Origin of the sequence: Paraburkholderia sp. Cy-641, assembly GCF_011752945.1 — a bacterium.
Taxonomy (GTDB): domain Bacteria; phylum Pseudomonadota; class Gammaproteobacteria; order Burkholderiales; family Burkholderiaceae; genus Paraburkholderia.
In genome coordinates this window covers 26,839-46,603 of record NZ_VWWM01000003.1, presented here as the reverse complement: position 1 = coordinate 46,603, position 19,765 = coordinate 26,839, and the positions used below count along the sequence as shown (strand labels likewise).

General features: G+C 65.5%; 19 protein-coding genes and 1 pseudogene. 10 read left to right on the top strand and 10 right to left on the bottom strand.

Annotated elements, in window-relative coordinates; translation table 11 throughout:
* Nucleotides 1-38: 38 nt before the first annotated feature.
* Together F3J20_RS02510 and F3J20_RS02505 are read left to right on the top strand one after the other, a co-directional pair.
* Nucleotides 39-2,186, top strand: a complete 2,148-nt coding sequence (locus tag F3J20_RS02510; RefSeq protein ID WP_345889831.1) for an ATP-binding protein — start codon at nucleotides 39-41, stop codon at nucleotides 2,184-2,186.
* 256 nt (nucleotides 2,187-2,442) lie between these two features.
* Nucleotides 2,443-3,402: pseudogene (locus tag F3J20_RS02505) on the top strand (ShlB/FhaC/HecB family hemolysin secretion/activation protein); the annotation flags it as partial.
* Between the two features lie 99 nt (nucleotides 3,403-3,501).
* Here F3J20_RS02505 and F3J20_RS02495 read toward each other — a convergent pair.
* The 3 genes from F3J20_RS02495 to F3J20_RS02485 all read right to left on the bottom strand — a co-directional run bounded on the left by F3J20_RS02495 (nucleotide 3,502) and on the right by F3J20_RS02485 (nucleotide 5,774).
* On the bottom strand, nucleotides 3,502-4,521 hold the full coding sequence (locus F3J20_RS02495) for a class I fructose-bisphosphate aldolase (protein WP_167281720.1): 1,020 nt from the start codon (nucleotides 4,519-4,521) through the stop codon (nucleotides 3,502-3,504).
* Nucleotides 4,522-4,806: 285 nt separating this feature from the next.
* Nucleotides 4,807-5,226, bottom strand: a complete 420-nt coding sequence (locus F3J20_RS02490) for a secondary thiamine-phosphate synthase enzyme YjbQ (RefSeq protein WP_167281718.1) — start codon at nucleotides 5,224-5,226, stop codon at nucleotides 4,807-4,809.
* Nucleotides 5,227-5,453: 227 nt separating this feature from the next.
* Complete coding sequence (locus tag F3J20_RS02485) at nucleotides 5,454-5,774, bottom strand: thioredoxin family protein (protein ID WP_167041881.1); 321 nt, start codon at nucleotides 5,772-5,774, stop codon at nucleotides 5,454-5,456.
* Nucleotides 5,775-6,079: 305 nt separating this feature from the next.
* On the opposite strand from F3J20_RS02485, the gene F3J20_RS02480 reads away from it, so the two are divergent.
* Nucleotides 6,080-6,376 carry a DUF2628 domain-containing protein gene (locus F3J20_RS02480; RefSeq protein ID WP_167041883.1) on the top strand — a complete coding sequence of 99 codons (297 nt, stop codon included), beginning with the start codon at nucleotides 6,080-6,082 and terminating at the stop codon, nucleotides 6,374-6,376.
* A gap of 207 nt (nucleotides 6,377-6,583) precedes the next feature.
* On the opposite strand, the gene F3J20_RS02475 is transcribed toward F3J20_RS02480, so the two are convergent.
* Both F3J20_RS02475 and F3J20_RS02470 read right to left on the bottom strand, forming a co-directional pair.
* A complete protein-coding gene (locus tag F3J20_RS02475; RefSeq protein WP_167281716.1) occupies nucleotides 6,584-6,811 on the bottom strand; it encodes a hypothetical protein in 228 nt (75 codons plus the stop codon).
* The gene (locus F3J20_RS02470) at nucleotides 6,808-6,996 is read right to left on the bottom strand and encodes a hypothetical protein (RefSeq protein ID WP_167041274.1); all 189 of its coding nucleotides are present in this window, start codon (nucleotides 6,994-6,996) and stop codon (nucleotides 6,808-6,810) included. The genes F3J20_RS02475 and F3J20_RS02470 overlap by 4 nt, the downstream gene beginning before the upstream one ends.
* A gap of 116 nt (nucleotides 6,997-7,112) precedes the next feature.
* Here F3J20_RS02470 and F3J20_RS02465 point away from each other — a divergent pair, with 116 nt between their 5' ends.
* The 3 genes from F3J20_RS02465 to F3J20_RS02455 all read left to right on the top strand — a co-directional run bounded on the left by F3J20_RS02465 (nucleotide 7,113) and on the right by F3J20_RS02455 (nucleotide 10,763).
* Entirely contained in the window at nucleotides 7,113-8,456 is a 1,344-nt protein-coding gene (locus F3J20_RS02465; RefSeq protein WP_167281715.1) for a sugar efflux transporter, read from the top strand.
* A 325-nt stretch (nucleotides 8,457-8,781) separates the two neighbouring features.
* A complete protein-coding gene (gene gnd, locus F3J20_RS02460) occupies nucleotides 8,782-9,891 on the top strand; it encodes a phosphogluconate dehydrogenase (NAD(+)-dependent, decarboxylating) (RefSeq protein ID WP_167281713.1) in 1,110 nt (369 codons plus the stop codon).
* Nucleotides 9,892-10,067: 176 nt separating this feature from the next.
* Nucleotides 10,068-10,763 carry an HAD family hydrolase gene (locus F3J20_RS02455; protein WP_167281711.1) on the top strand — a complete coding sequence of 232 codons (696 nt, stop codon included), beginning with the start codon at nucleotides 10,068-10,070 and terminating at the stop codon, nucleotides 10,761-10,763.
* A 65-nt stretch (nucleotides 10,764-10,828) separates the two neighbouring features.
* On the opposite strand, the gene F3J20_RS32360 is transcribed toward F3J20_RS02455, so the two are convergent.
* Nucleotides 10,829-10,957: a hypothetical protein gene (locus F3J20_RS32360; RefSeq protein WP_275691437.1), complete on the bottom strand. Its 129-nt coding sequence runs from the start codon at nucleotides 10,955-10,957 to the stop codon at nucleotides 10,829-10,831.
* 509 nt (nucleotides 10,958-11,466) lie between these two features.
* On the opposite strand from F3J20_RS32360, the gene F3J20_RS02450 reads away from it, so the two are divergent.
* Together F3J20_RS02450 and F3J20_RS02445 are read left to right on the top strand one after the other, a co-directional pair.
* On the top strand, nucleotides 11,467-13,860 hold the full coding sequence (locus F3J20_RS02450) for a phosphoketolase family protein (protein WP_167281710.1): 2,394 nt from the start codon (nucleotides 11,467-11,469) through the stop codon (nucleotides 13,858-13,860).
* Nucleotides 13,861-13,871: 11 nt separating this feature from the next.
* Nucleotides 13,872-15,101: an acetate/propionate family kinase gene (locus F3J20_RS02445; RefSeq protein WP_167281708.1), complete on the top strand. Its 1,230-nt coding sequence runs from the start codon at nucleotides 13,872-13,874 to the stop codon at nucleotides 15,099-15,101.
* Here the strand turns inward: F3J20_RS02445 and F3J20_RS02440 are convergent.
* Complete coding sequence (locus F3J20_RS02440; RefSeq protein WP_167281707.1) at nucleotides 15,098-15,352, bottom strand: BON domain-containing protein; 255 nt, start codon at nucleotides 15,350-15,352, stop codon at nucleotides 15,098-15,100. The genes F3J20_RS02445 and F3J20_RS02440 overlap by 4 nt on opposite strands.
* 183 nt (nucleotides 15,353-15,535) lie before the next feature.
* On the opposite strand from F3J20_RS02440, the gene F3J20_RS02435 reads away from it, so the two are divergent.
* Both F3J20_RS02435 and F3J20_RS02430 read left to right on the top strand, forming a co-directional pair.
* A complete protein-coding gene (locus tag F3J20_RS02435) occupies nucleotides 15,536-15,931 on the top strand; it encodes a PaaI family thioesterase (protein ID WP_167041907.1) in 396 nt (131 codons plus the stop codon).
* A gap of 202 nt (nucleotides 15,932-16,133) precedes the next feature.
* Nucleotides 16,134-16,826: a YceH family protein gene (locus F3J20_RS02430; RefSeq protein WP_167041910.1), complete on the top strand. Its 693-nt coding sequence runs from the start codon at nucleotides 16,134-16,136 to the stop codon at nucleotides 16,824-16,826.
* Nucleotides 16,827-16,964: 138 nt separating this feature from the next.
* Here the strand turns inward: F3J20_RS02430 and F3J20_RS02425 are convergent, their stop codons facing one another.
* From F3J20_RS02425 to F3J20_RS02415, 3 genes are all read right to left on the bottom strand, one after another.
* Complete coding sequence (locus F3J20_RS02425; RefSeq protein ID WP_167281705.1) at nucleotides 16,965-17,483, bottom strand: SLATT domain-containing protein; 519 nt, start codon at nucleotides 17,481-17,483, stop codon at nucleotides 16,965-16,967.
* 83 nt (nucleotides 17,484-17,566) lie between these two features.
* Nucleotides 17,567-18,610, bottom strand: coding sequence for a rod shape-determining protein (locus F3J20_RS02420; protein ID WP_167041916.1), 1,044 nt, complete (start codon nucleotides 18,608-18,610; stop codon nucleotides 17,567-17,569).
* 210 nt (nucleotides 18,611-18,820) lie between these two features.
* The gene (locus F3J20_RS02415; RefSeq protein WP_167281845.1) at nucleotides 18,821-19,612 is read right to left on the bottom strand and encodes an IclR family transcriptional regulator; all 792 of its coding nucleotides are present in this window, start codon (nucleotides 19,610-19,612) and stop codon (nucleotides 18,821-18,823) included.
* Nucleotides 19,613-19,765 lie beyond the last annotated feature (153 nt).

Sequence of the window (19,765 nt, the reverse complement as noted above, 5' to 3'; positions counted from 1 at the left end):
TTCTCTCGTCGTATGTCATTTTCATGGAGTGACTGACCGTGCAGCGTGCGGAACGTGTCGCAGTCGATTTTCCGATGCCTTCGCGCAACTTCGCGGCGACGCGGCGCATGCTGCTGATCGTGCTCGCCGTGTCGATCGTGTTTCCGCTCGTCTGTCTCGCCGGCTATGGCTATTTCGATTACGAGCGCCGCATTGCCGATGCCGACGACGTGATCGACCGGCTCGTGCGCGTGACCGAAGAGCAGGCCGTCAAGGTGCTGGACCTGAACCGGCAGATGGCCTCGCGCATCGTCGATCTGCTCGGCAATTCCGACGACACGCAAATCCGCGCGCAGCAAGCCGGGTTGCATGGGCGCTTGCGCGATATCGGCGGCGATTTTCCGCAAGTGTCGTCGATTGCGCTGGTCGGCGTGAACGGCGATCTGCTCGTATCGAGCCTCGCGTATCCGGCGCCGGCGATGTCGATCGGCCAGCGCGACGACTTTCTCGCCGCGAAGGCGATGCGCCCGCAACCGTATTTTTCGCTGCCGATGTACAGCACGCTCTCGAAGACCGATGTGTTCACGACCGCGATCGGCCGCTCGGACACGAACGGCCAGTTTCTCGGCGTGGTCACGGTGGCGTTGCGCAACGCGTACTTCTCGCGCTTCTACCAGGAACTGACCGACGGCGACCCGGCGCTCGCGCTCGGCCTGTATCGCCAGGACGGCAATCTGCTCGTGCGTTATCCGGCGTGGCCGGCCGGCGTCCGCCAACCGATCCACACCGCGTTTACCGCGGCGTTGCGCGACAAGCAGCTGTTCGGCCACGTGCGTCTGACTTCGACCGCCGACGGCATCGAGCGGCTGGTCGCGTTTCGCCGCGTCGGCGACTATCCGCTCTACGTGCTGAGCGCGTATGCGACGTCGTCGATCATAGCCGCATGGCGCAGCCACTTTCTGACCATCGCCGCACTCACGGCCGTGCCGTGCATCGCGATCTGGCTGCTCGTGGTCTATTCGCTGCGTCAGCTCGAAGGCGAGCGCCGTGCGTGGGAGCGCTGGCAGGGCGAGGTCGCGATGCGGCTTTCCGCCGAAGCGTCGAGCCGGCAACTGCTGCGCATGGGCGCGCTCGGCAACCTGGTTGCAAATATCGCGCACGATTTCAACAATCTGCTGATGGTGGTCTCGGCGAACACCGAGCTGGCGCGGCTCAAGCATTTCAACGATGTCGGGAAGGAAGTGCATGCGGTCGCACGCGCGACCGCAGCCGCCGAATCGTTGACGCGGCGTTTGCTGAGCGTCGCGCGCAAGCAACCGCTCAAGCAGGAGCCGGTCGATCTCGTGCACTGGCTGCCCGCGGCCGCACCGCTGATCGACGCGGCACTCGGCGACACGATCGAGTTTTCGCTCAGGATGCCTGATAACCTGTGGCAGGTGCTGGCCGATCCCACCGACCTCGAATTCGCGATCATGAATCTCGCGGTGAACGCGTCCGATGCGATGCCGCATGGCGGGCGCTTCGTGATCCGCTGTCAGAACAATCGGCTCGTCGGCAGCGACACGCTGCTGCCCGACGGCGAATATGTGCTGATTACCTGCTCCGACGATGGTGAGGGCATGCCCGACGCGGTCGCGCGGCGCGCGTTCGAACCGCTTTTCACGACCAAGCTGCGCGGCTCGGGCACGGGGCTCGGGCTCGCGCAGGTGCTGTCGATGTGCGAGCAGGCGGGCGGCACCGCGAAGATCGACAGCGTGCCGGGCAGCGGCACGGCGGTGCGGCTCTATCTGCCGCGCTATCGCGAGCGTGGCGCAGCGGCCGCGAGCGCCGATGCGCAGCAGCCAGCATTGATGCCCGCCGGCGCCGTGCTGCTCGTCGAGGACAACGAGGACGTTGCGGCGGGCGTGACTGCGGTGCTCGAAACCTTCGGCTGCGAGGTGCGCCACGAACCGACCGCCGATCAGGCGCTCGACGTGCTGAGCGGCGGCGCCCGCTTCGAACTCGTGCTGTCCGACATCCAGATGCCGGGCAAGCTCAACGGCATCGACCTCGCAGAGAGAGTCCGCAGCGCGTGGCCGTCGCAGAAGATCGCACTGATGACCGGTTACGCCGACGAACTCGAACGCGCGCGCCGGCTTGGCGTGGCGATTCTCGCGAAGCCCTTCGATATCGACGAGCTGCATGCGTTGGTGGCGTGCGGGGCGTAGCGGGTTGTATCGGTGCCGGCTGCGCTATATGCTGGCGATAATTTCCTGAAAATTCGATATTCCGTCTTTGATAAATTCTACGGAAATCCGAATTTTATTTTCTCTTTTTTATTTTAATTTATACGAATATATCAATCAGATTCGCCCTATTTATAATTATATTTACATATACGCATAAAAGTTGACGCTTGTTTGTAATTCGATTTTCTGATTTGAGTTAATTTCCATTCAATCGGATAAATCGAAGCAACAGGCAATGAATCAGAATACGTTTCGGCTGGTATATAGCCGGATTCGGGGCATGCTGGTCGCCGTGGCCGAAACCGCCAGCGCGGCAGGCAAAGCGGATTCGGGTGAAACCCGTCCTCATCGTCCCGCAGCACAATTCCCGGAAATCTCGCTGTTTGCGCTCAGGCCCGCGGTTTTCGGCGCGCTGCTCGCGTTTGGCGCGGCGCCCGTGCCCGTCGACGCGCAAGTGGTCGGCGCGGGTGCGCATGCGCCAACGGTCATCCAGACGCAGAACGGTTTGCCGCAAGTCAATATCAACAAGCCGGGTGGCGCGGGGGTTTCGGTCAACACGTATTCGCAATTCGACGTGCAAAAGCCGGGCGTGATTCTGAATAACTCGCCGACCATCGTTCAGACGCAGCAGGCGGGGCAGATCAATGGCAATCCGAATCTGTCGCCGGGACAATCGGCGCGGATCATTTTGAATCAGGTCAATAGCAATTCACCGAGTCAATTGCGTGGTTATCTCGAAGTCGCCGGCAATAAAGCGGAAGTGGTGGTGGCGAACGGCTCGGGCATCGTCGTCGATGGCGGCGGCTTCATCAATACGACGCGCGGCATTCTGACGACCGGCACGCCACGGCTCGACGCCAGCGGCAATCTGACCGGCTTCGACGTGGCGGTCGTCGCGGGCGGCAACCTGACGGCGACCACGGTGAACTATATCGACGATCTGACGATCGGCAGCCGCTACACGGTGCGCGGCTTCGACGGCGAAACGATGCTTGCCGCCGAGCGTGGCTTCTTCTGGCGCAATGAATTGCAATGGCCGATCGGCGCCACCGGCCAGTCGCTATACGCAGGTCTCGACTACGGCCATGTGTTCGGCCCGAACGCGGCCTATCTCGCCGGATCGCAACTCGCGGGTGCGGTGATCGGCGTGAAGGGCAGCGTATCGGCAAAGGCGAGCGCGCTTGCCTATGATCTGTTCGCCGGCACACCGGTCTATAAACCGTCAGGATTTCCAACTACGCGCGTCACGCTCGGCTTTCAGCTGACTTCGCAGTTCTAGGCAATCCGCGGACGCTCACTCTTTCTCCATCCCCGCCTCATACCGTCCCAACGCCGCGGCTCCATTGAGCCGCGCGCGCTTGAGCAGCGCCTGCTGCGCGACCGCCACATTCCCCGCCTGTCCACCCCAGGCCTGCAACGGCGGCTCCTGCAATGCACGCCCATACGAGAAGCTCAAATTCCACGGCAATTGTCCAAGCCGGTTCATCGCATCGAGATTCGCGGTCGCTTCCTCGGGAGATTGCCCGCCCGACAGAAACACGATGCCCGGCACCGCCGCGGGCACCGTGCGCTTGAGCACGCGCACGGTCGCCGCGGCAATCTCAGCGGTCGTCGACGGTTGCGCGTGTTCCGAGCCGGCCAGCACCATGCTCGGCTTCAGCAGGATATGTTCGAGCACCACGCGATGCCGATGCAGCGCATGAAAAACCTCGTGCAACACGGCCTCGGTCACTTCCGCGCTGCGCCCGATCGTATGCTCGCCGTCCATCAGCACTTCGGGTTCGACGATCGGCACGATGCCGGCTTCCTGGCTGATCGCCGCATAGCGCGCGAGCGAATCCGCGTTCGCCTCGATCGCGAGCCGGCTCGGCAGGCTCGCCGTGATGTTGTAGACCGCGCGCCATTTCGCAAAGCGCGCGCCTTGCCGTTTGTAATCGACGAAGCGTTTGGCGAGGCCGTCGAGCCCTTCGGTGATTTCGTCGCCCGGCGCGAGCGCGAGCGGCACCTTGCCGAGATCGACCTTGATGCCGGGCACGATGCCGTTGGCGGCGGCGACTTGCGGAAACGGCGTACCGTCGTCGGCTTGCTGGCCGAGCGTTTCCGCGTAGAGAATCACGCCGCTCACGAAGTCGCCGAGGCCGGGCGTCGTGAGCAGCAGGTTGCGATAGGCGCGGCGGTTTTCCTCGGTCGATTCGAGGCCGATCGTCCTGAAGCGTTTGGCGATGGTCGGGCCGCTTTCGTCGGCGGCGAGCAGGCCCTTGCCGGGTTGGACCATCGCGTCGACGGTGGCTTGCAGTTCGCTACGGGTATCCATGAGAGGTGCTCCCTTAGGTTGGCTCCGTTCGATCCGGGGCGCGGTGAAGAGGCGGGGACAGTTTCCTTGGCGCGATGCGTGTGCGTCTGTACGAAAAGAATCAGAAAGCTGAAAAAAAGCGGCTGATGTCCAAACTGCCAGGCTCAGACTATCAGGCTTCAGGTTATCCGGCATGGTTGGCGATCGGGCGAGCCAACCGGCCCTCGAACCGTCAGGTCGGTGAACGACCCGATGAACTATCTCGGCGGTCCTCGCATGCCGTGCCTGGAGCGCGCGGGCGCCGCATCATTCGCCGAGCAGATGCAGCACGATATCGCGAGGCTGCGTATGCCGGCGATGTTCGAACAGATATAACCCTTGCCATGTGCCGAGCACCATCCGTCCGTGTTCGACGGGCACCGACAGTTGCACCTGCGTGAGCGCGGTGCGCAAGTGCGCGGGCATGTCGTCGGGGCCTTCGGCGTCGTGCTCGTAGCGCCCGGCGTCTTCGGGCGCGAGGCTCGCGAAGTAGCGTTCGAGATCGCGCTGCACGGACGGGTCGGCATTCTCCTGAATCAGCAGCGAGGCCGACGTATGGCGGCAAAACAGCGTCAGCAAACCGGTCGAGATGCCCTGATCGGCGACGAAACGGCGCGCTTCATCGGTAAATTCGACGAGCCCGCGACTGCGGGCCTTGATGCTCAGATGGTGAATGGCCTGGCGCATGAGAGACGTGCTATGAACGGGAAACGACAGCAAAGCGGATAGCGGAAACGTGGGCCGATCGCGCCTGCCGGCGATGACTGCCCGCGATGAAGCAGCGAAGCCGAGGCGCGGAACGGCACGGCTCGCCAACTGAACCGAACCACCGAACGGCCAGAAGGCGAGCGCAATGGCACGACAATACCGCGCCGCGACGCGCGCACTGCCGCCTCGATGCGCATCAAAGCCGTTCACAGCGCCGCGAACGCGTCCTCGATATCGGCCGCGCTCGTCGGACGCACCACGCGCGCAAGTTCGGCGCCGTTGCGCATCAGCACGAGCGTCGGCCACAGCTTGACCTTGAACGAGCGGCCGAGCGCGCGGCCGGGGCCGTCCTCGACCTTCAGGTGCCTGAGCCCGGCGTGCGGCCCGAGCGCCTTCGCAATCGATGCCTGCGCGCCCTGACAATAGCCGCACCAGTTCGTGCCGAATTCGACGACGGTGACGCCCGGCAGCGCGTCGAGCTCGGCGCGCGTGGGCGCTTGCGGGGAATAGGCGGTCGGGGATGTCATGCGGGCTCCGGGTACGGTACGGATGGAGAGATCGCGCGTGCCGCTGGCGCGGTGCTCTTCGCGCCTTGACGACGAATAGGGCGCGAGGCTCGGCGTCGGGATTCGTCAAGCGTAACAGCTATGCCGCGGGTCGTCATGGAAGGCGGCGCGGGCGGCACGCAGTGCGCTTTCGCTCGGCATTTTGTCGTCATGGCGTGTTAAAAAGCGAAGCGCGTGCCATCGCACCGCCACGCGCCACCCGCCCTCGCGGGAACGGTTCAGGAGCGAATCGGAAACAAATCAGGGCAAGGAATTCAGGAAAGAACATGGAAGCGCGAATTTATCTGCAACGTCCCGGCGCCACGGAAACCGTCGCGGTCGCGACCGGCTTCAGCTGGGGAGCGTGTCTGCTCGGCTTTATCTGGGCGCTGTCGAAGAAAATGTGGTTTGCCGCGTTCGTGATGCTTGCGATCAACCTGATCCTGTTCGCGTTCGGCCTGTGGGGCACAACGGCCGATCTGATCGGACTCGTGCTGTCGGTTGTGTTCGGCATCGCATGCGGTGCGTATGGCAACCGGTGGCATCGCTGGACGCTCGAACAGCGGGGTTATGTCGTGATGTGAGGTGGACGGGGAAGGGCACGCCGCCGGCGCAGCGAATGCGCGCGAAGCACCGCAAGTAGCAGGCGCCTCAGAAAACGGCCCATAACGCACTACGAGGGTTGCCTCGTTGAGCGCACGCGTCCAGCGTGGCCTTCTTCGAGAGATGTTATTGGCAAGCCTGCCGGGTGGTGCGAAAGGGAATCGCTCAGCCTATCTGACCACCTAGGTTCATGCCGGAGGAATCATGGAGACGACCATCCCGAGGAGCAACAGCGCGGGAAGGGCGAGCAGTCCCACCGATTGAAGCGTGCGCACCCAGCGCGTGCTACCCGCATCCTTCTGCAAACCGACCAGGAACGCGACAACGGAGAAGACGCCGATTATCCAGAGCAGATACGCGGCCTCTCCGTCGGCCAGCGCCGACGCCGAGCCCAGAAACGCAGAACTCGCTATCAATGGTTGAACTCCATGAAATTCCAGCGGTAAAACTCGAAGTATTTCAGGAAATCAGTCCGGGTGGCGCCAGTCGTATTGTTCCTGTCGTCCCAGCCGGTCGAGGCTTGGGTGAATTTCCCGGTTTCGGGCGTCGTGCCGGCGGTCATTCCGGCGTATTTGGGACACCCTCCCAAAAGTTTACGCAACCCGCGCTCCGGGTCGATAATGCCCCGGTCGTTCCGGCCCCGACGCCCGGGGCCTATCGTGCCGTCAGGCGCCTTGCGGCGTTGTCAGGCCCGCTCCACCCGACCTCACCGCCTCCGTGTTGAAAACTTCGCGTTTTTTCAGCCTGCTTTACATCCCTGGCTTCAAGCCGCTGGCCGCCGCCACCCTCATGCTCGGTGTGGCGATGTCGTTCACCGCTCCGTATCTGTCGCTGTTCGGCGTCGAGCGCGCCGGCATGACGCCGCTCAGGCTCGGCATCTTCATGACGCTGATCGCCGCAAGCGGCGTGCTCGCGAGCACGCTCGCCGGGCGTTGGAGCGATGCGAGCGGGCGGCATCGGCCGCTGCTGCTGGCCGCGCTCGTCGCGGCCGCGCTCGGGTATCTCTCGCTCTGCGTAGTGCGCGATTACCGGCTGCTGCTCGTGGTCGGCATCGTCTTCATTGGCGCGGGCGGCTCGGCGATCTCGATGGTGTTCTCGTTCAGCCGCGCGGCGCTGCCGGTGCCGGACCCCGCCGAGCGCGTGTTCGCGAGCGCGACGTTGCGGACCATTCTGTCGGCGGCGTGGGTGTTCGGGCCGTCGGTCGGCGCGCTCGTGCTCGCGGCCACCAGCTTCTACGGGCTGTTCCTGTTCGCGGCCGCGAGCTTCGCGACCTGCGCGTTCATCGTCTGGCGCATGCGCGAGCCGCAAAGCCACCTCGGCGATCACACGGTCGAGGACACCGCCGCGGAGCCGTCCGCGTCGATCACCGTGCCGCCGCTGACCGCGCCGGGCGAGGACGCGCACGAAACGCTGCCGACAGCTTCCGCTAACGACATCATGCGCGCGGTGGCCGCGCTGACGCTGCTCGGTCTCGCCGCGAACGCGACGATGATCGTGCTGCCGCTCTACATCGTGCACGGCCTGAACGGCTCGCATCTCGACGTGTCGGTCATGCTCGGCCTCGGCGCGCTGACCGAAATCCCGATGATGCTCGCGCTCGGCGCGAAGTCGTCGTCGCTGCACAAGCCGAACTGGCTCGCCGCGTGCGCAGCGGTGCATGCGGTGTATTTCGTCGCGATGTCGCTGGCGGGCAGCATCAACGTGCTGATCCCGATGCAGATGCTCAACGCGTTCGTGGTCGCCGTGACCTCGTGCCTCGGCATGACCTACGTGCAGGACCTGATGCCGCATGCGCCGGGCCGCGCGACCGCGCTGTTCTTCAACGCGGCGCGGGTCGGCTCGATTCTGTCGGGCGTGCTGTCGGGGCTGCTTGTGCAGGCGTTCAGCTATCGCGGCACGTTCCTGTTCTGCGGTCTGCTCGGGCTGTGCGCGCTCGTGCTGTTCGCGGTGCCGGGGTATCGCTATCCGCTGATGTGGCGCGCGATCCGGCGCTTTGCCGCGGCGCAGTATGCCAGGTGGCTCGCGCGACGCGGGGGGCGCATGCCGGAGCGCAGCGAGTGAAGTGAGTGAAGTAACCTAAATAAAAAAGCAAGGCCTCGGGCGGTCGCGTCACGCGGACGCCGTCGCGCTCGCGTAGGCTATGCATAGGTTGTGTCGCGACGCCGATGTTCCGCAGCGGCCATGTTGTCCGGCACGCGCGCATCGGCGCGACTACAGTGATCGATGTGTCACGATGACGTGCCACGGCGCGTGCGTCGTCATGCGACCCGACCGCGGCCAGCGGTCTCCCTCATAAAAAAACGGCCGTACGGGGCACGTAACCGCAGCGCCACAGTCAGAAAACCTGTAAATCAGACCCGCAACGCAGCACCTTCCGGAGCGAGATATGCAGCTAGGCATGATTGGATTGGGACGTATGGGCGCCGACATGGTGCGCCGCCTGACGAAGGGCGCTCAGCAATGCGTCGTCTACGACGTGCAGCCGGCGGCGGTGGACCGGCTCAGGCAGGAAGGCATCGCCGGCGAAACCTCGCTTGAGAATTTCGTCGCGCAACTCGACAAGCCGCGCGCCGTGTGGCTGATGGTGCCCGCCGCGGTGGTCGACGAGACGCTCGAAAAACTCGTGCCGCTGCTCGATCCGGGCGATGTCGTGATCGACGGCGGCAACTCCTACTATCACGACGACATCCGCCGCGCGGAAGAACTCGGCGCGCGCGGACTTCATTACGTCGACGTCGGCACGAGCGGCGGCGTGGCCGGCCGCGAGCGCGGCTACTGCCTGATGATCGGCGGCGAGACCGAAATCGTGCAGCGGCTCGAACCGGTCTTTGCGGCGCTCGCACCGGGCGTCGGCGCGGCGCCACCGACCCCGGGCCGCGCGACGAATCCCGCCAGCAATGCAGTCAATGGCGGGGCCAATCATGCCGCCGGTAGTGGAGCAGGCAGCGAAACCCGCCACGCAAGCACCGCCGACCAGGGCTTCCTGCATTGCGGTCCGCACGGCGCGGGGCATTTCGTCAAGATGGTCCACAACGGCATCGAGTACGGGATGATGGCCGCCTATGCCGAGGGCCTCAACGTTCTGCGCCACGCCAACGCCGGCCGCCACGCGCGCGAAGCCGATGCGGAAACCTCGCCGCTGTGCCGTCCCGAGCTTTACCAGTACGACCTGAATCTCGCCGAGATCGCCGAAGTGTGGCGGCGCGGCAGCGTGATCGGCTCATGGCTGCTCGATCTGATCGCGGGCTCGCTCGCGGGCGACGCCGAGCTGAAAAACTACGCGGGCCGCGTGTCCGATTCGGGCGAGGGACGCTGGACCGTCGCGGCCGCGATCGACGAAGGCGTGCCGACGCCGGTGCTGAGCGCCGCGCTGTTCGCGCGTTTCAGCTCGCGCGGCGACGCCGATTTCGCGAACCGCGTGCTGTCGGCGATGCGTCACGATTTCGGCGGCCACGTCGAGAAACCCGCCACGCCGGACGGCGGGCAGAACGGCTAGCGCGCGCTGCAAGCCGGCGACGTGCCCGTCCGCAAACCGTCGGCGAAACGACACCTGAGGACACTTGAGCCGTAGCCTCATGGCGCCATCGGCAAAGCCGATCGGCACAACCCTCGGCAGGATCACCCCGCCCGCGCGACAATGCGCGCGCGAAATCATGGAAAGAAGGAGCCTCAATGCCCGTCACCACCGCCACGCCGCACGACGTCGTGTTTCTGCTCGACTGCGACAACACGCTGCTCGACAACGATCACGTGTTGCAGGACTTGCGCAAACACATGACGCACGAGTTCGGCGAAGAGAACAGCGCGCGTTACTGGGAAATCTTCGAGAACCTGCGCACGGAACTCGGTTACGCCGACTACCTCGGCGCGCTGCAACGCTATCGGACCGAGCATCCGCGCGACACGCGCCTGCTGCTGATGTCCTCGTTCCTGATCGACTATCCGTTTGCGAACCGGCTCTATCCGGGCGCGCTCGACGCGCTGCGGCATCTGGCGACGCGCGGACCGACGGTGATCCTGTCCGACGGCGACGTCGTGTTCCAGCCGCGCAAGGTCGCGCGCTCGGGCCTGTGGGACGAAGTCGACGGACGCGTGCTGATCTACATCCACAAGGAACTGATGCTCGATCAGGTGATGGAGTGCTATCCGGCGCGCCATTACGTGATGGTCGACGACAAGCTGCGGATTCTCAGCGCGATGAAAAAGACCTGGGGCACGAAATTGACGACGGTCTTTCCGCGCCAGGGACACTATGCGTTCGATCCGAAGGAGATCGCGAACAACCCGCCTGCCGACGTGACGGTGGAGCGGATCGGCGAACTGGCGGAGATCGATATCGATACGCTGCTGCGCAGCGCGAAGGCTTAGGTGCGGGTTATCCTGGGCGCGGGCTATGCGCTCATGCCTTCGCGGGCCGGCCGCGAGGCTCGCCGCTAGCCGTGGCCGAACAGCTTGACGACCAGCCCGAACACGCCGATCAGCACGGCAAGCGCGATGCCCGGCAACACGAGCGAGAGGATAAGAACGGTCAGTACTTTGAGTGGACCTTTAGATGTCGACATGGCGGGCTTGATCTGAAACAAGGAGGAGATGGCGAGCATCCGATACCGTGACAATGCGCGGCGGCAATGCATGACAGCCATGCCCGGCGCCTGAAGCACCGGTTGCGCGCGGCACGAAGCCTGTGCAGCTTAATACATTCGCGTCACGCATGGCAGCTTCCGCGCGATTACACCGAATTGCACCAAATTACGCCGGATTGCACCGAACCATGCGACGGCCAGCCTGTCAGATTCCTGACGAGCGCGACCGTGGATCGCCCGCGTGCGCCGCACCGGGCATCCCGTGCCGCCGCGCCGCGCGCTGTCGAATCATGCGTTCGTGTCCGTAGTTCGTGTCCGCCCCGCGATGCACCACGCATGACAGCAACGCGCACCCGAAGCCACATCAGACAGCGCGGCCCGCGCCCGTTTCACGCCAGCCGCCGCGCGAATATCCGCTGCAACATCCACCGCAACACCTGCTTCAACACCCGCCAACCTGCTTGCAGTCCTTTTCGAGGAGTGACGCCATGGCCGAAGCAACCTCGCATCCCAATCCGCCGCCAGTTCTGGACGCCGACACGCTGCGCAAGATGGACCGCTACTGGCGCGCCTGCAATTACCTGTCGGTCGGCATGATCTATCTGCGCGACAACCCGCTGCTGCGCGAACCGCTGAAGCCCGAGCACATCAAGAACCGGCTGCTCGGCCACTGGGGCTCGGACGCGGGGCAGAGCTTCGTGCTCGTGCATCTAAACCGCCTGATCCGCCAGCTCGATCTCGACGTGATCTTTCTGTCCGGTCCCGGTCATGGCGCGCCCGCGAGTCTCGCGCACTGCTACCTGGAAGGCCGTTACTCGGAAATCTATCCCGACCGCGGCGAGGACGAAGCCGGCCTGCGGCGCTTCTTCCGGCAATTCTCGTTCCCGGGCGGCATCGGCTCGCATTGCACGCCGGAGACGCCGGGGTCGATCCACGAAGGCGGCGAGCTCGGCTACAGCCTCTCGCATGCCTACGGCGCCGCGTTCGACAACCCCGGGCTGATCGTTACCGCGATGATCGGCGACGGCGAGGCCGAAACCGGTCCGCTCGCCACGTCGTGGCATTCGAACAAATTCCTCAACCCGATCCGCGACGGCGCGGTGCTGCCGGTGCTGCATCTGAACGGCTACAAGATCGCCAATCCGACGCTGCTCGCGCGCATTCCGCGCGAGGAACTCGAAGCGCTGCTGGTCGGCTACGGCCACAAGCCGTATTTCGTCGAAGGCGACGATCCCGACACGATGCATCAGCAGATGGCCGCGACGCTCGAACAGGCGATCGGCGAAATCCGCGCGATCCAGCAGCATGCGCGCCAGAACAACGACCCGACGCGGCCGCGCTGGCCGATGATCGTGCTGCGCTCGCCGAAGGGCTGGACCGGGCCGAAGGAAGTCGACGGCCACAAGGTGGAAGGTTCGTGGCGCGCGCACCAGGTGCCGGTGCTCGATCCGGCGACCAATCGCAAGAGCCTGAAGATCGTCGAGGACTGGATGCGCGGCTACGGCCCCGACACGCTGTTCGACGCCGATGGCCGGCTCGTCGCGGAACTGCGCGCGCTCGCGCCCGACGGCGCGCGCCGCATCAGCGCGAATCCGCATGCGAACGGCGGGCTGCTCTGCAAGGCGCTCGACATGCCGCCGTTTCGCGACTACGCGGTGGACGTGAAGAGGCCCGCCGCCTCGTACATCTCGTCCACCGGCGTTCTCGGCACGTTCCTGCGCGACGTGATGCGCAACAACATGACGAACTTCCGCCTGTTCGGTCCCGATGAAACCGCCAGCAACAAGCTGCAGGCGGTCTACGAGGCGTCGGGCAAGACCTGGCTTGCCGGGATGGAGGAGAGCGACGCCGACGGCGGCGAGCTGTCACCCGATGGCCGCGTGATGGAAATGCTCAGCGAACACACGCTCGAAGGCTGGTTCGAAGGCTATACGCTGACCGGCCGCCACGGGCTTTTCGCGACCTACGAGGCGTTCGTCCATGTGATCGACTCGATGTTCAACCAGCACGCGAAGTGGCTCGAAAAAGCCAAGCGCGAACTGGACTGGCGGCAGCCGGTGCCGTCGATCAACCTGCTCATCACGTCGCTCGTGTGGCGCCAGGATCACAACGGCTTCACGCACCAGGACCCGGGCTTTCTCGACGTCGTCACGAACAAGAGCCCCGACGTGGTGCGCATCTATCTGCCGCCCGACGCGAACACGCTGCTGAGCGTCGCCGATCACTGCCTGCGTTCGCGCGACTACGTGAACGTGATCGTCTCCGACAAGCAGCCGCATCTGACGTATCTCGACATGAACGCGGCCGTCACGCATTGCACGAAGGGCATCGGCATCTGGGACTGGGCCTCGACCGACCAGGGCGTCGAGCCCGACGTCGTGATCGCCTGCGCGGGCGACATCGCGACGATGGAAGCGCTCGCCGCCGTGCAGATTCTCAAGGAGCGTTTCGCCGCGCTGAAGATCCGCTTCGTCAACGTGGTCGACCTGTTCCGGCTGATGCCCGAGCATGCGCATCCGCACGGGCTGTCCGACCGCGATTTCGATTCGCTGTTTACGACGGACAAGCCCGTGATCTTCAACTTCCATTCGTATGCGTCGCTCGTGCACAAGCTCACGTACAACCGCGCGAATCACGCGAACCTGCACGTGCACGGCTATCGCGAGAAGGGCAACATCAACACGCCGCTCGAACTCGCGATCATCAACGGCGTGGACCGCTTTACGCTCGCGATCGACGCGATCGACCGCGTGCCGGCGCTGCGCGGCGTCGGCGATCATACGAAGGAGTGGCTGCGCGGGCAGATCATCGAGCATCTCGCGTATGCGCACGCCGAGGGCATCGACAAGGAAGACATCCGCAACTGGACGTGGAAAGGCTGAGCGAGGACGCCATGCACACCGACGCTCAGGAGCAGACGATTCTGGTACTCAACAGCGGTTCGTCGTCGCTGAAGTTCGGGCTGTTCGCTCGTGCTGCTCGTGGCACTCATGCCGCCGATACCGCTCATGCCGACGATGACGAAGCGCTGCTGCTCGAAGGCGCGGCCGAAGGCATCGGGCGCGGCGACGGCCGCCTGCGCATCAAGGCGTCCGACGGCCGCGTGCTATTGCAGCAGGAGCAACGACTCGAAACGCAAACCGACGCGCTGCAAAAGCTCTCGCAAGTGCTCGCGCAGCAGCATCATGCGCGGCCCGTGGCGGTCGGGCATCGCGTCGTGCATGGCGGTCCGCACCTGCGCACGCACCAGCGGCTTACCGGCGAGGTGCGGCGCCGGTTACGCGAAGCGCTGCACTTCGCGCCGCTGCATATACCGCCGGCGCTCGCGTTGATCGACGAGGCGACGAAAATCTTCGGCGACGCCACGCACTTCGCGTGCTTCGACACGGCGTTCCATGCGACGCTGCCGCCGCGCGCGGCGCAATTCGCGTTGCCGCGCCGTTATGCGGATGCCGGCGTGATCCGCTACGGTTTTCATGGGCTTTCGTACGAATCGCTCGTCGCGCAGTTGGGCGCGGCGTTGCCGCCGCGCGCGGTGTTCGCGCATCTCGGCAATGGGTCGAGCGTCTGCGCGCTGCTCGACGGCCAATCGGTCGATACGTCGATGGGCTTGACGCCGACCGGCGGCATCCCGATGGGCACGCGCTCGGGCGACCTCGATCCCGGCGTGCTGCTGTATCTGATGCGTGCCGAAAAGCTCGATGCCGATGCCCTGGAAACGCTGCTCAATCGCCACAGCGGCCTGGCCGGTTACGCCGATGGCGAGAGCGACATGCAGGCGCTCGAAAAGCGCGCGGCCACCGGCGACGCGCAAGCCGCGCTCGCCATCGATGCGTTCGCGAGCGCGGTGCGCAAGGCGATCGGCGGCTATGCGGCGCTGCTTGGCGGGATCGATCTGCTCGTGTTCACGGGCGGCATCGGCGAACACAGCGCGCAGGTGCGGCGGCGCGTGTGCGAGGGACTCGCGTTTCTCGGACTGGCCGAAAATGATCCGAGCGGTCCGAACGACCTGGCGGGAAAGGTGAGGGTGCTGCACACCGAAGAGGAAAAGCAGATCGCGCGGCATTGCCGGGCATTGCTGCGCGACGAAACCGCGCAATCGCCTGGTGCGGGCCCGCGCTAGCGCGTTGCGGCGACGGTGCGATCCGTCACGCCGGTGACGCCGAACAGGCGCGCGACGTCTTCGAGCATCGCGCGCCGCTGGCGCGCGTCCCGCAGTTCGCCGGAAAGCGTCACGTGGCCGCGCCGGACCTTCACGCGCACGGCGTGCGGCGGGACGGCCGCGTCCCATGCAAGACGGCGAGCGGCTTCGGCGGCAATCTGCGCATCGCTGAGGCGAGCGCTTCGGCGGGCGGCGGAGCGCATGGACGGCATGAGTTTTCCACGAAAGAAACGCTGATCCCGCAACACTAGCAGATGCGACGGTTCCTGCCGCGCGTCGCGGACAGGGCACAGACAGGGCACCAGGCGCACACGGTTCGTCGCAATCGTCGCAATCGCGGGCGGATCGCGGGTATGCTCACGTTTCGTTCCAGAACAGTTCAGGCTCCTCGCACCATGTCCGATCTTCCCATCGACAATCCCTTCCTCGAATCCCTCGGCGTGCGTCTCACGCAATGGCGCGACGGTTACGCGGAACTGCTCATGCCGATCGACGCGAGCAAGCTCAACCGCCAGGGCGTGCTGCAAGGCGGCGCGATCGCGACGCTGCTCGACGCGGCGGCCGGCTACGCGGGGCTCTACGCGCCGCCTGGGCAGCCCCCTCGGCATGGCTTCACGCTGTCGCTGACCACCAACTATCTCGACAAGGGACTCGGCGCGTCGGTCACCGCGAAGGGCTTTCTGGAACGCGCGGGCCGCTCGATCTTCTTTTCGCGCGGCGAGGCCTGGGTGGACGGCCGGCTGCTGATCGCGAGCGCGCAGGGCACGTTCAAGTATGCGAGACGCACCTGAGGACACGCACCTGGGGAAACGCAGCGGATGAATCGGAGCCGGCGGAATCGACCGAAGCGGGCCGAACCAGGCCGCGCCTCGCCGGGCCTCACGATTGACGCCGCGCGCCGGTCCGGGCCGTTTATCATAGTGCCCACCCGACCGAACGCGCGGCTAGCCGCAGCAGGGCGCGCGCATCCACCACGAGACCCGGCATTCCCCCATGAACTCCATTCCCGACGCTTCTTCCCGTCCCTCGATCCGCGCGCTGACGGCGCTCGAAGGGCGCGTGCTCGGCGTGCTCGTCGAAAAACAGCACACCGTGCCGGACAGTTATCCGCTTTCGCTGAACGCGCTGACGCTCGGCTGTAATCAGAAGACCGGCCGCGCGCCGGTCATGAACGCGACCGAGGCCGAGGTGATGACCGCCATCGACGGATTAAAGCGTCTGAGCCTCGTGATCGAAGGCAGCAGCAGCCGCGTGCCGCGCTTCGAGCACAACATGAATCGCGTCTACGGTCTGCCGGGGCAGTCGGTCGCACTGTTGACCACGCTGCTGCTGCGCGGTCCGCAAACGGCCGCCGAGCTGCGCCTCAATAGCGCGCGCCTGCATGGTTTCGCCGATATCTCCTCGGTCGAGGCGTTTCTCGACGAACTGGCCGCGAACGATCCGGCGCGCGTCGTCAGGCTGCCGCGCATGGCGGGCGAGCGCGAGCATCGCTGGACGCATCTGCTGTGCGGCGAGGTCAGCGTGAGCGAGGCCGCGCTGTCCGCGGCCGAGGACGACAGCGTGCCACTTTCCGCGTTCGAATCGCTGAAGGCCGAACAGAAGCGCCTTGCCGACGAGGTGAGTCGGCTGCAGGCCGTCGTGCGGCGCATGGCGGGCGAGTTGGGGATCAGCGCCGACGATCTGTGAGCGGCGGGTAAGGAGAACGGTAAAGGCAAGGGCATGCGTCACGCGGCGCCGGCTGCCGCGTTTTCATGCCTTGCCGTCAATTGCCGTGATGCATCGCCTTCAGGTGCCGCCCTCATGGGTCACCTTCATGAGCCACATTCACGCATCGCGCCCGCGCGCCTTGTCCGCGAGCAGCGCGCGTTGCGTGCGATAGAAAACACGCGGCGGCACGTTCGGCGAATCCTCGGCGAGCCGGTCGAGTTCGATGCGGATCGAGGCCAGGTAGTGCGCGTCGCGCGCGTCGGCGTCGCCGGCAAACACCGCTTCGAGCCTGCGCCGCACAGCGCCATAGCGCGCACCGGCCGCGCGATGCTTTTCGGCGCGCCCGGCATAGCGCAGGAACGTCTGCAACACCGCGGATACCGCGGCCGTCACACTGACGAGCCCGACAAAAATCCTCATCCCGATCGACAACGGCGGCGTACTCAGCGACGCGAACACGGCCGTGCCGACGAATGCGCTCAACACCGTCACGAGCCAGCCGATGCGGCGCTCGCGCGCCGACAGCCGGTCGGCCATGTCGTAATGGCTCATCTGTGATTCGCGCGCGCGGCGAATCCACTTCAGCAGCAGCGCGTTTTCGTTGGCGGGGGGCTCGTAGTCGGGCAGGGTCGTCATGTTGCCGGGGTGGATAGTCGTTGCGGCGGTCGCGGTAACGGTGCACGGCCACGCGCAAGGCGGCCCGCACCGCAACGCACGCATCAATCGTAGGAAAACGAACCGCCGAATTTCTCGATGCGCTCCAGCGCCATGCCCGAGCCGCGCACGACGCAGGTCAGCGGCGCCTCGGCGACGAACACCGGCAGGCCGGTCTCTTCGGCGAGCAGGCGGTCGAGGTCGCGCAGCAGCGCGCCGCCGCCCGCCAGCATGATGCCGCGCTCGGCGATGTCGGCACCGAGTTCCGGCGGCGTTTGCTCGAGCGCGATCTTCACGGCCGACACGATCTGGTTCAGCGGATCGGTCAGCGCCTCGAGAATCTCGTTGCTCGACACCGTGAAGCTGCGCGGAATGCCCTCGGACATATTGCGGCCTTTCACTTCCATCTCCATGACCTCGGAGCCCGGAAACGCGGAGCCGATTTCCTTCTTGATCGCCTCGGCGGTCTGCTCGCCGATCAGCATGCCGTAGTTGCGGCGGATGTAGTTGACGATCGCGTCGTCGAACTTGTCGCCGCCGACGCGCACCGAGCCTTTGTAGACGATGCCGCCGAGCGAGATCACACCGACCTCGGTCGTGCCGCCGCCGATGTCGACAACCATCGAGCCGGTCGCATCCGACACCGGCAGGCCTGAGCCGGTCGCGGCGGCCATCGGCTCCTCGATCAGATAGACCTGCGAGGCGCCCGCGCTGTGCGCGGCCTCCTTGATCGCGCGCCGCTCGACCTGGGTCGAGCCGCACGGCACACAAATGATGATGCGCGGCGACGGCGCGAAGAGTCGCGACTCGTGCGCCATCTGGATGAAGCGCTTGATCATCTGCTGGGTGATGTTGAAATCGGCGATCACGCCGTCTTTCATCGGGCGGATCGCCTCGATGTTGCCCGGCACCTTGCCGAGCATCTGCTTCGCCTCGCGGCCGACGGCGAGGATGATCTTCTTGCCGTTCGGGCCGCCTTCCTGGCGGATCGACACGACCGAGGGCTCGTCGAGCACGATGCCCTTGCCGCGCATGTAGATGAGCGTGTTCGACGTGCCGAGGTCGATCGCGAGGTCGTTGGAAAAATAGCCGCGCAGAAAACCGAACATGCGTATTCCTGTCTTTGCGAAGTCGGGCGCGTGAGCGCCGCCGGGAGGCTGTCGGGGTCTGCCGCTTGTGGGCGGCGGGCGGCCCGATCGGGGCGCGCGAGAGGAAGAATAGCAGTTTCGGCCGGCGCGGCGGCATCCTCGCGCCGGCGCGCGGCCGATCTGCGGTCCTTATACAACGGCGGTAACGATTACCGCAGGCAACCCTGGCCGCTACCGCCCGCTCGCCGGGCCGAGCCGCCGCGCGATAGCCTCGCATGCCGCGAGCAGCGGCTCGATATAGCTCGTGCGCGCGTCAGCGCGGCGGCGGAACGTCGGCATGCTGATGCTCACGCAGCCGGCCACGCGTCCGTCCGGACCGCGAATCGCCGCGCCGTAGCAGCAGATCGACACCTCGTTTTCCTCGCGGTCTTCCGCGTAGCCGCGTTGCGCGGTAGCGTCGAGTTCGCGGCGAACCGCGTCGAGATCGGTGAGCGTGTGCTCGGTAAAACGCACGAGCGGCGCGTCCTTCAGCAGCGCCTCGCGTTCGGCCGTGCCGAGCGTCGCCATGTAAGCCTTGCCGACCGAACTCGACGTCAGCGAGACGCGCGTGCCGATGCGCGACGCCATCCGCACCGCGTGCGGGCTTTCGAGTTTTTCGATGTAGACCATCTCGCCCTGGCTCGGCACCGCGAGGTGGATCGTCTCGGCCGTGACGTCGCGTAGTGCCATCAACGCGTCGACCGCGGCGAGCCGCAGGTCCGAGCGCTCCCAGCTATGGCTCGCGAGGTTGATCAGCCGCGGGCCGAGGCCGAACGTGCTACCGCTGCCCGTCGCGACGATCAGCCCCTCGGCCTGCAACGCGGCCACGATGCGATGCACGGTCGGACGCGGATAGCCGCTTGCCGCGCTCAGCTTCGCGACGTTGGGCGGCGTCTGCGCATCGGCGATCAGTTGCAACACCGCGATGAACTTCGAGAATGCGGCCGCGCCGGCCACGGCTTTGCTGTCGGCTCCGGTGCCGATTTTTCCGGCGACGGCGTCGGCCGTGGCGGCGCGCGTGGCGGGACGGGAGCCCGGCTTTGAGGTGGGCTTTAAGGGGGGCTTTGAACCCGGCTTCGAAGCGGTTTTTGCCACGGCCTTCGAGGCGGTTTTTGCAGCAGGTCTGGACACGTTTTT

What these genes read in the sequence shown, in the direction of transcription:
- F3J20_RS02495 (WP_167281720.1), bottom strand. Translation starts at nt 4,521, where the DNA reads ATGGATACCCGTAGCGAACTGCAAGCCACCGTCGACGCGATGGTCCAA.
- F3J20_RS02490 (WP_167281718.1), bottom strand. Translation starts at nt 5,226, where the DNA reads ATGCGCCAGGCCATTCACCATCTGAGCATCAAGGCCCGCAGTCGCGGG.
- F3J20_RS02485 (WP_167041881.1), bottom strand. Translation starts at nt 5,774, where the DNA reads ATGACATCCCCGACCGCCTATTCCCCGCAAGCGCCCACGCGCGCCGAG.
- F3J20_RS02480 (WP_167041883.1), top strand. Translation starts at nt 6,080, where the DNA reads ATGGAAGCGCGAATTTATCTGCAACGTCCCGGCGCCACGGAAACCGTC.
- gnd (WP_167281713.1), top strand. Translation starts at nt 8,782, where the DNA reads ATGCAGCTAGGCATGATTGGATTGGGACGTATGGGCGCCGACATGGTG.
- F3J20_RS02455 (WP_167281711.1), top strand. Translation starts at nt 10,068, where the DNA reads ATGCCCGTCACCACCGCCACGCCGCACGACGTCGTGTTTCTGCTCGAC.
- F3J20_RS32360 (WP_275691437.1), bottom strand. Translation starts at nt 10,957, where the DNA reads ATGTCGACATCTAAAGGTCCACTCAAAGTACTGACCGTTCTTATCCTC.
- F3J20_RS02450 (WP_167281710.1), top strand. Translation starts at nt 11,467, where the DNA reads ATGGCCGAAGCAACCTCGCATCCCAATCCGCCGCCAGTTCTGGACGCC.
- F3J20_RS02445 (WP_167281708.1), top strand. Translation starts at nt 13,872, where the DNA reads ATGCACACCGACGCTCAGGAGCAGACGATTCTGGTACTCAACAGCGGT.
- F3J20_RS02440 (WP_167281707.1), bottom strand. Translation starts at nt 15,352, where the DNA reads ATGCCGTCCATGCGCTCCGCCGCCCGCCGAAGCGCTCGCCTCAGCGAT.
- F3J20_RS02435 (WP_167041907.1), top strand. Translation starts at nt 15,536, where the DNA reads ATGTCCGATCTTCCCATCGACAATCCCTTCCTCGAATCCCTCGGCGTG.
- F3J20_RS02430 (WP_167041910.1), top strand. Translation starts at nt 16,134, where the DNA reads ATGAACTCCATTCCCGACGCTTCTTCCCGTCCCTCGATCCGCGCGCTG.
- F3J20_RS02425 (WP_167281705.1), bottom strand. Translation starts at nt 17,483, where the DNA reads ATGACGACCCTGCCCGACTACGAGCCCCCCGCCAACGAAAACGCGCTG.
- F3J20_RS02420 (WP_167041916.1), bottom strand. Translation starts at nt 18,610, where the DNA reads ATGTTCGGTTTTCTGCGCGGCTATTTTTCCAACGACCTCGCGATCGAC.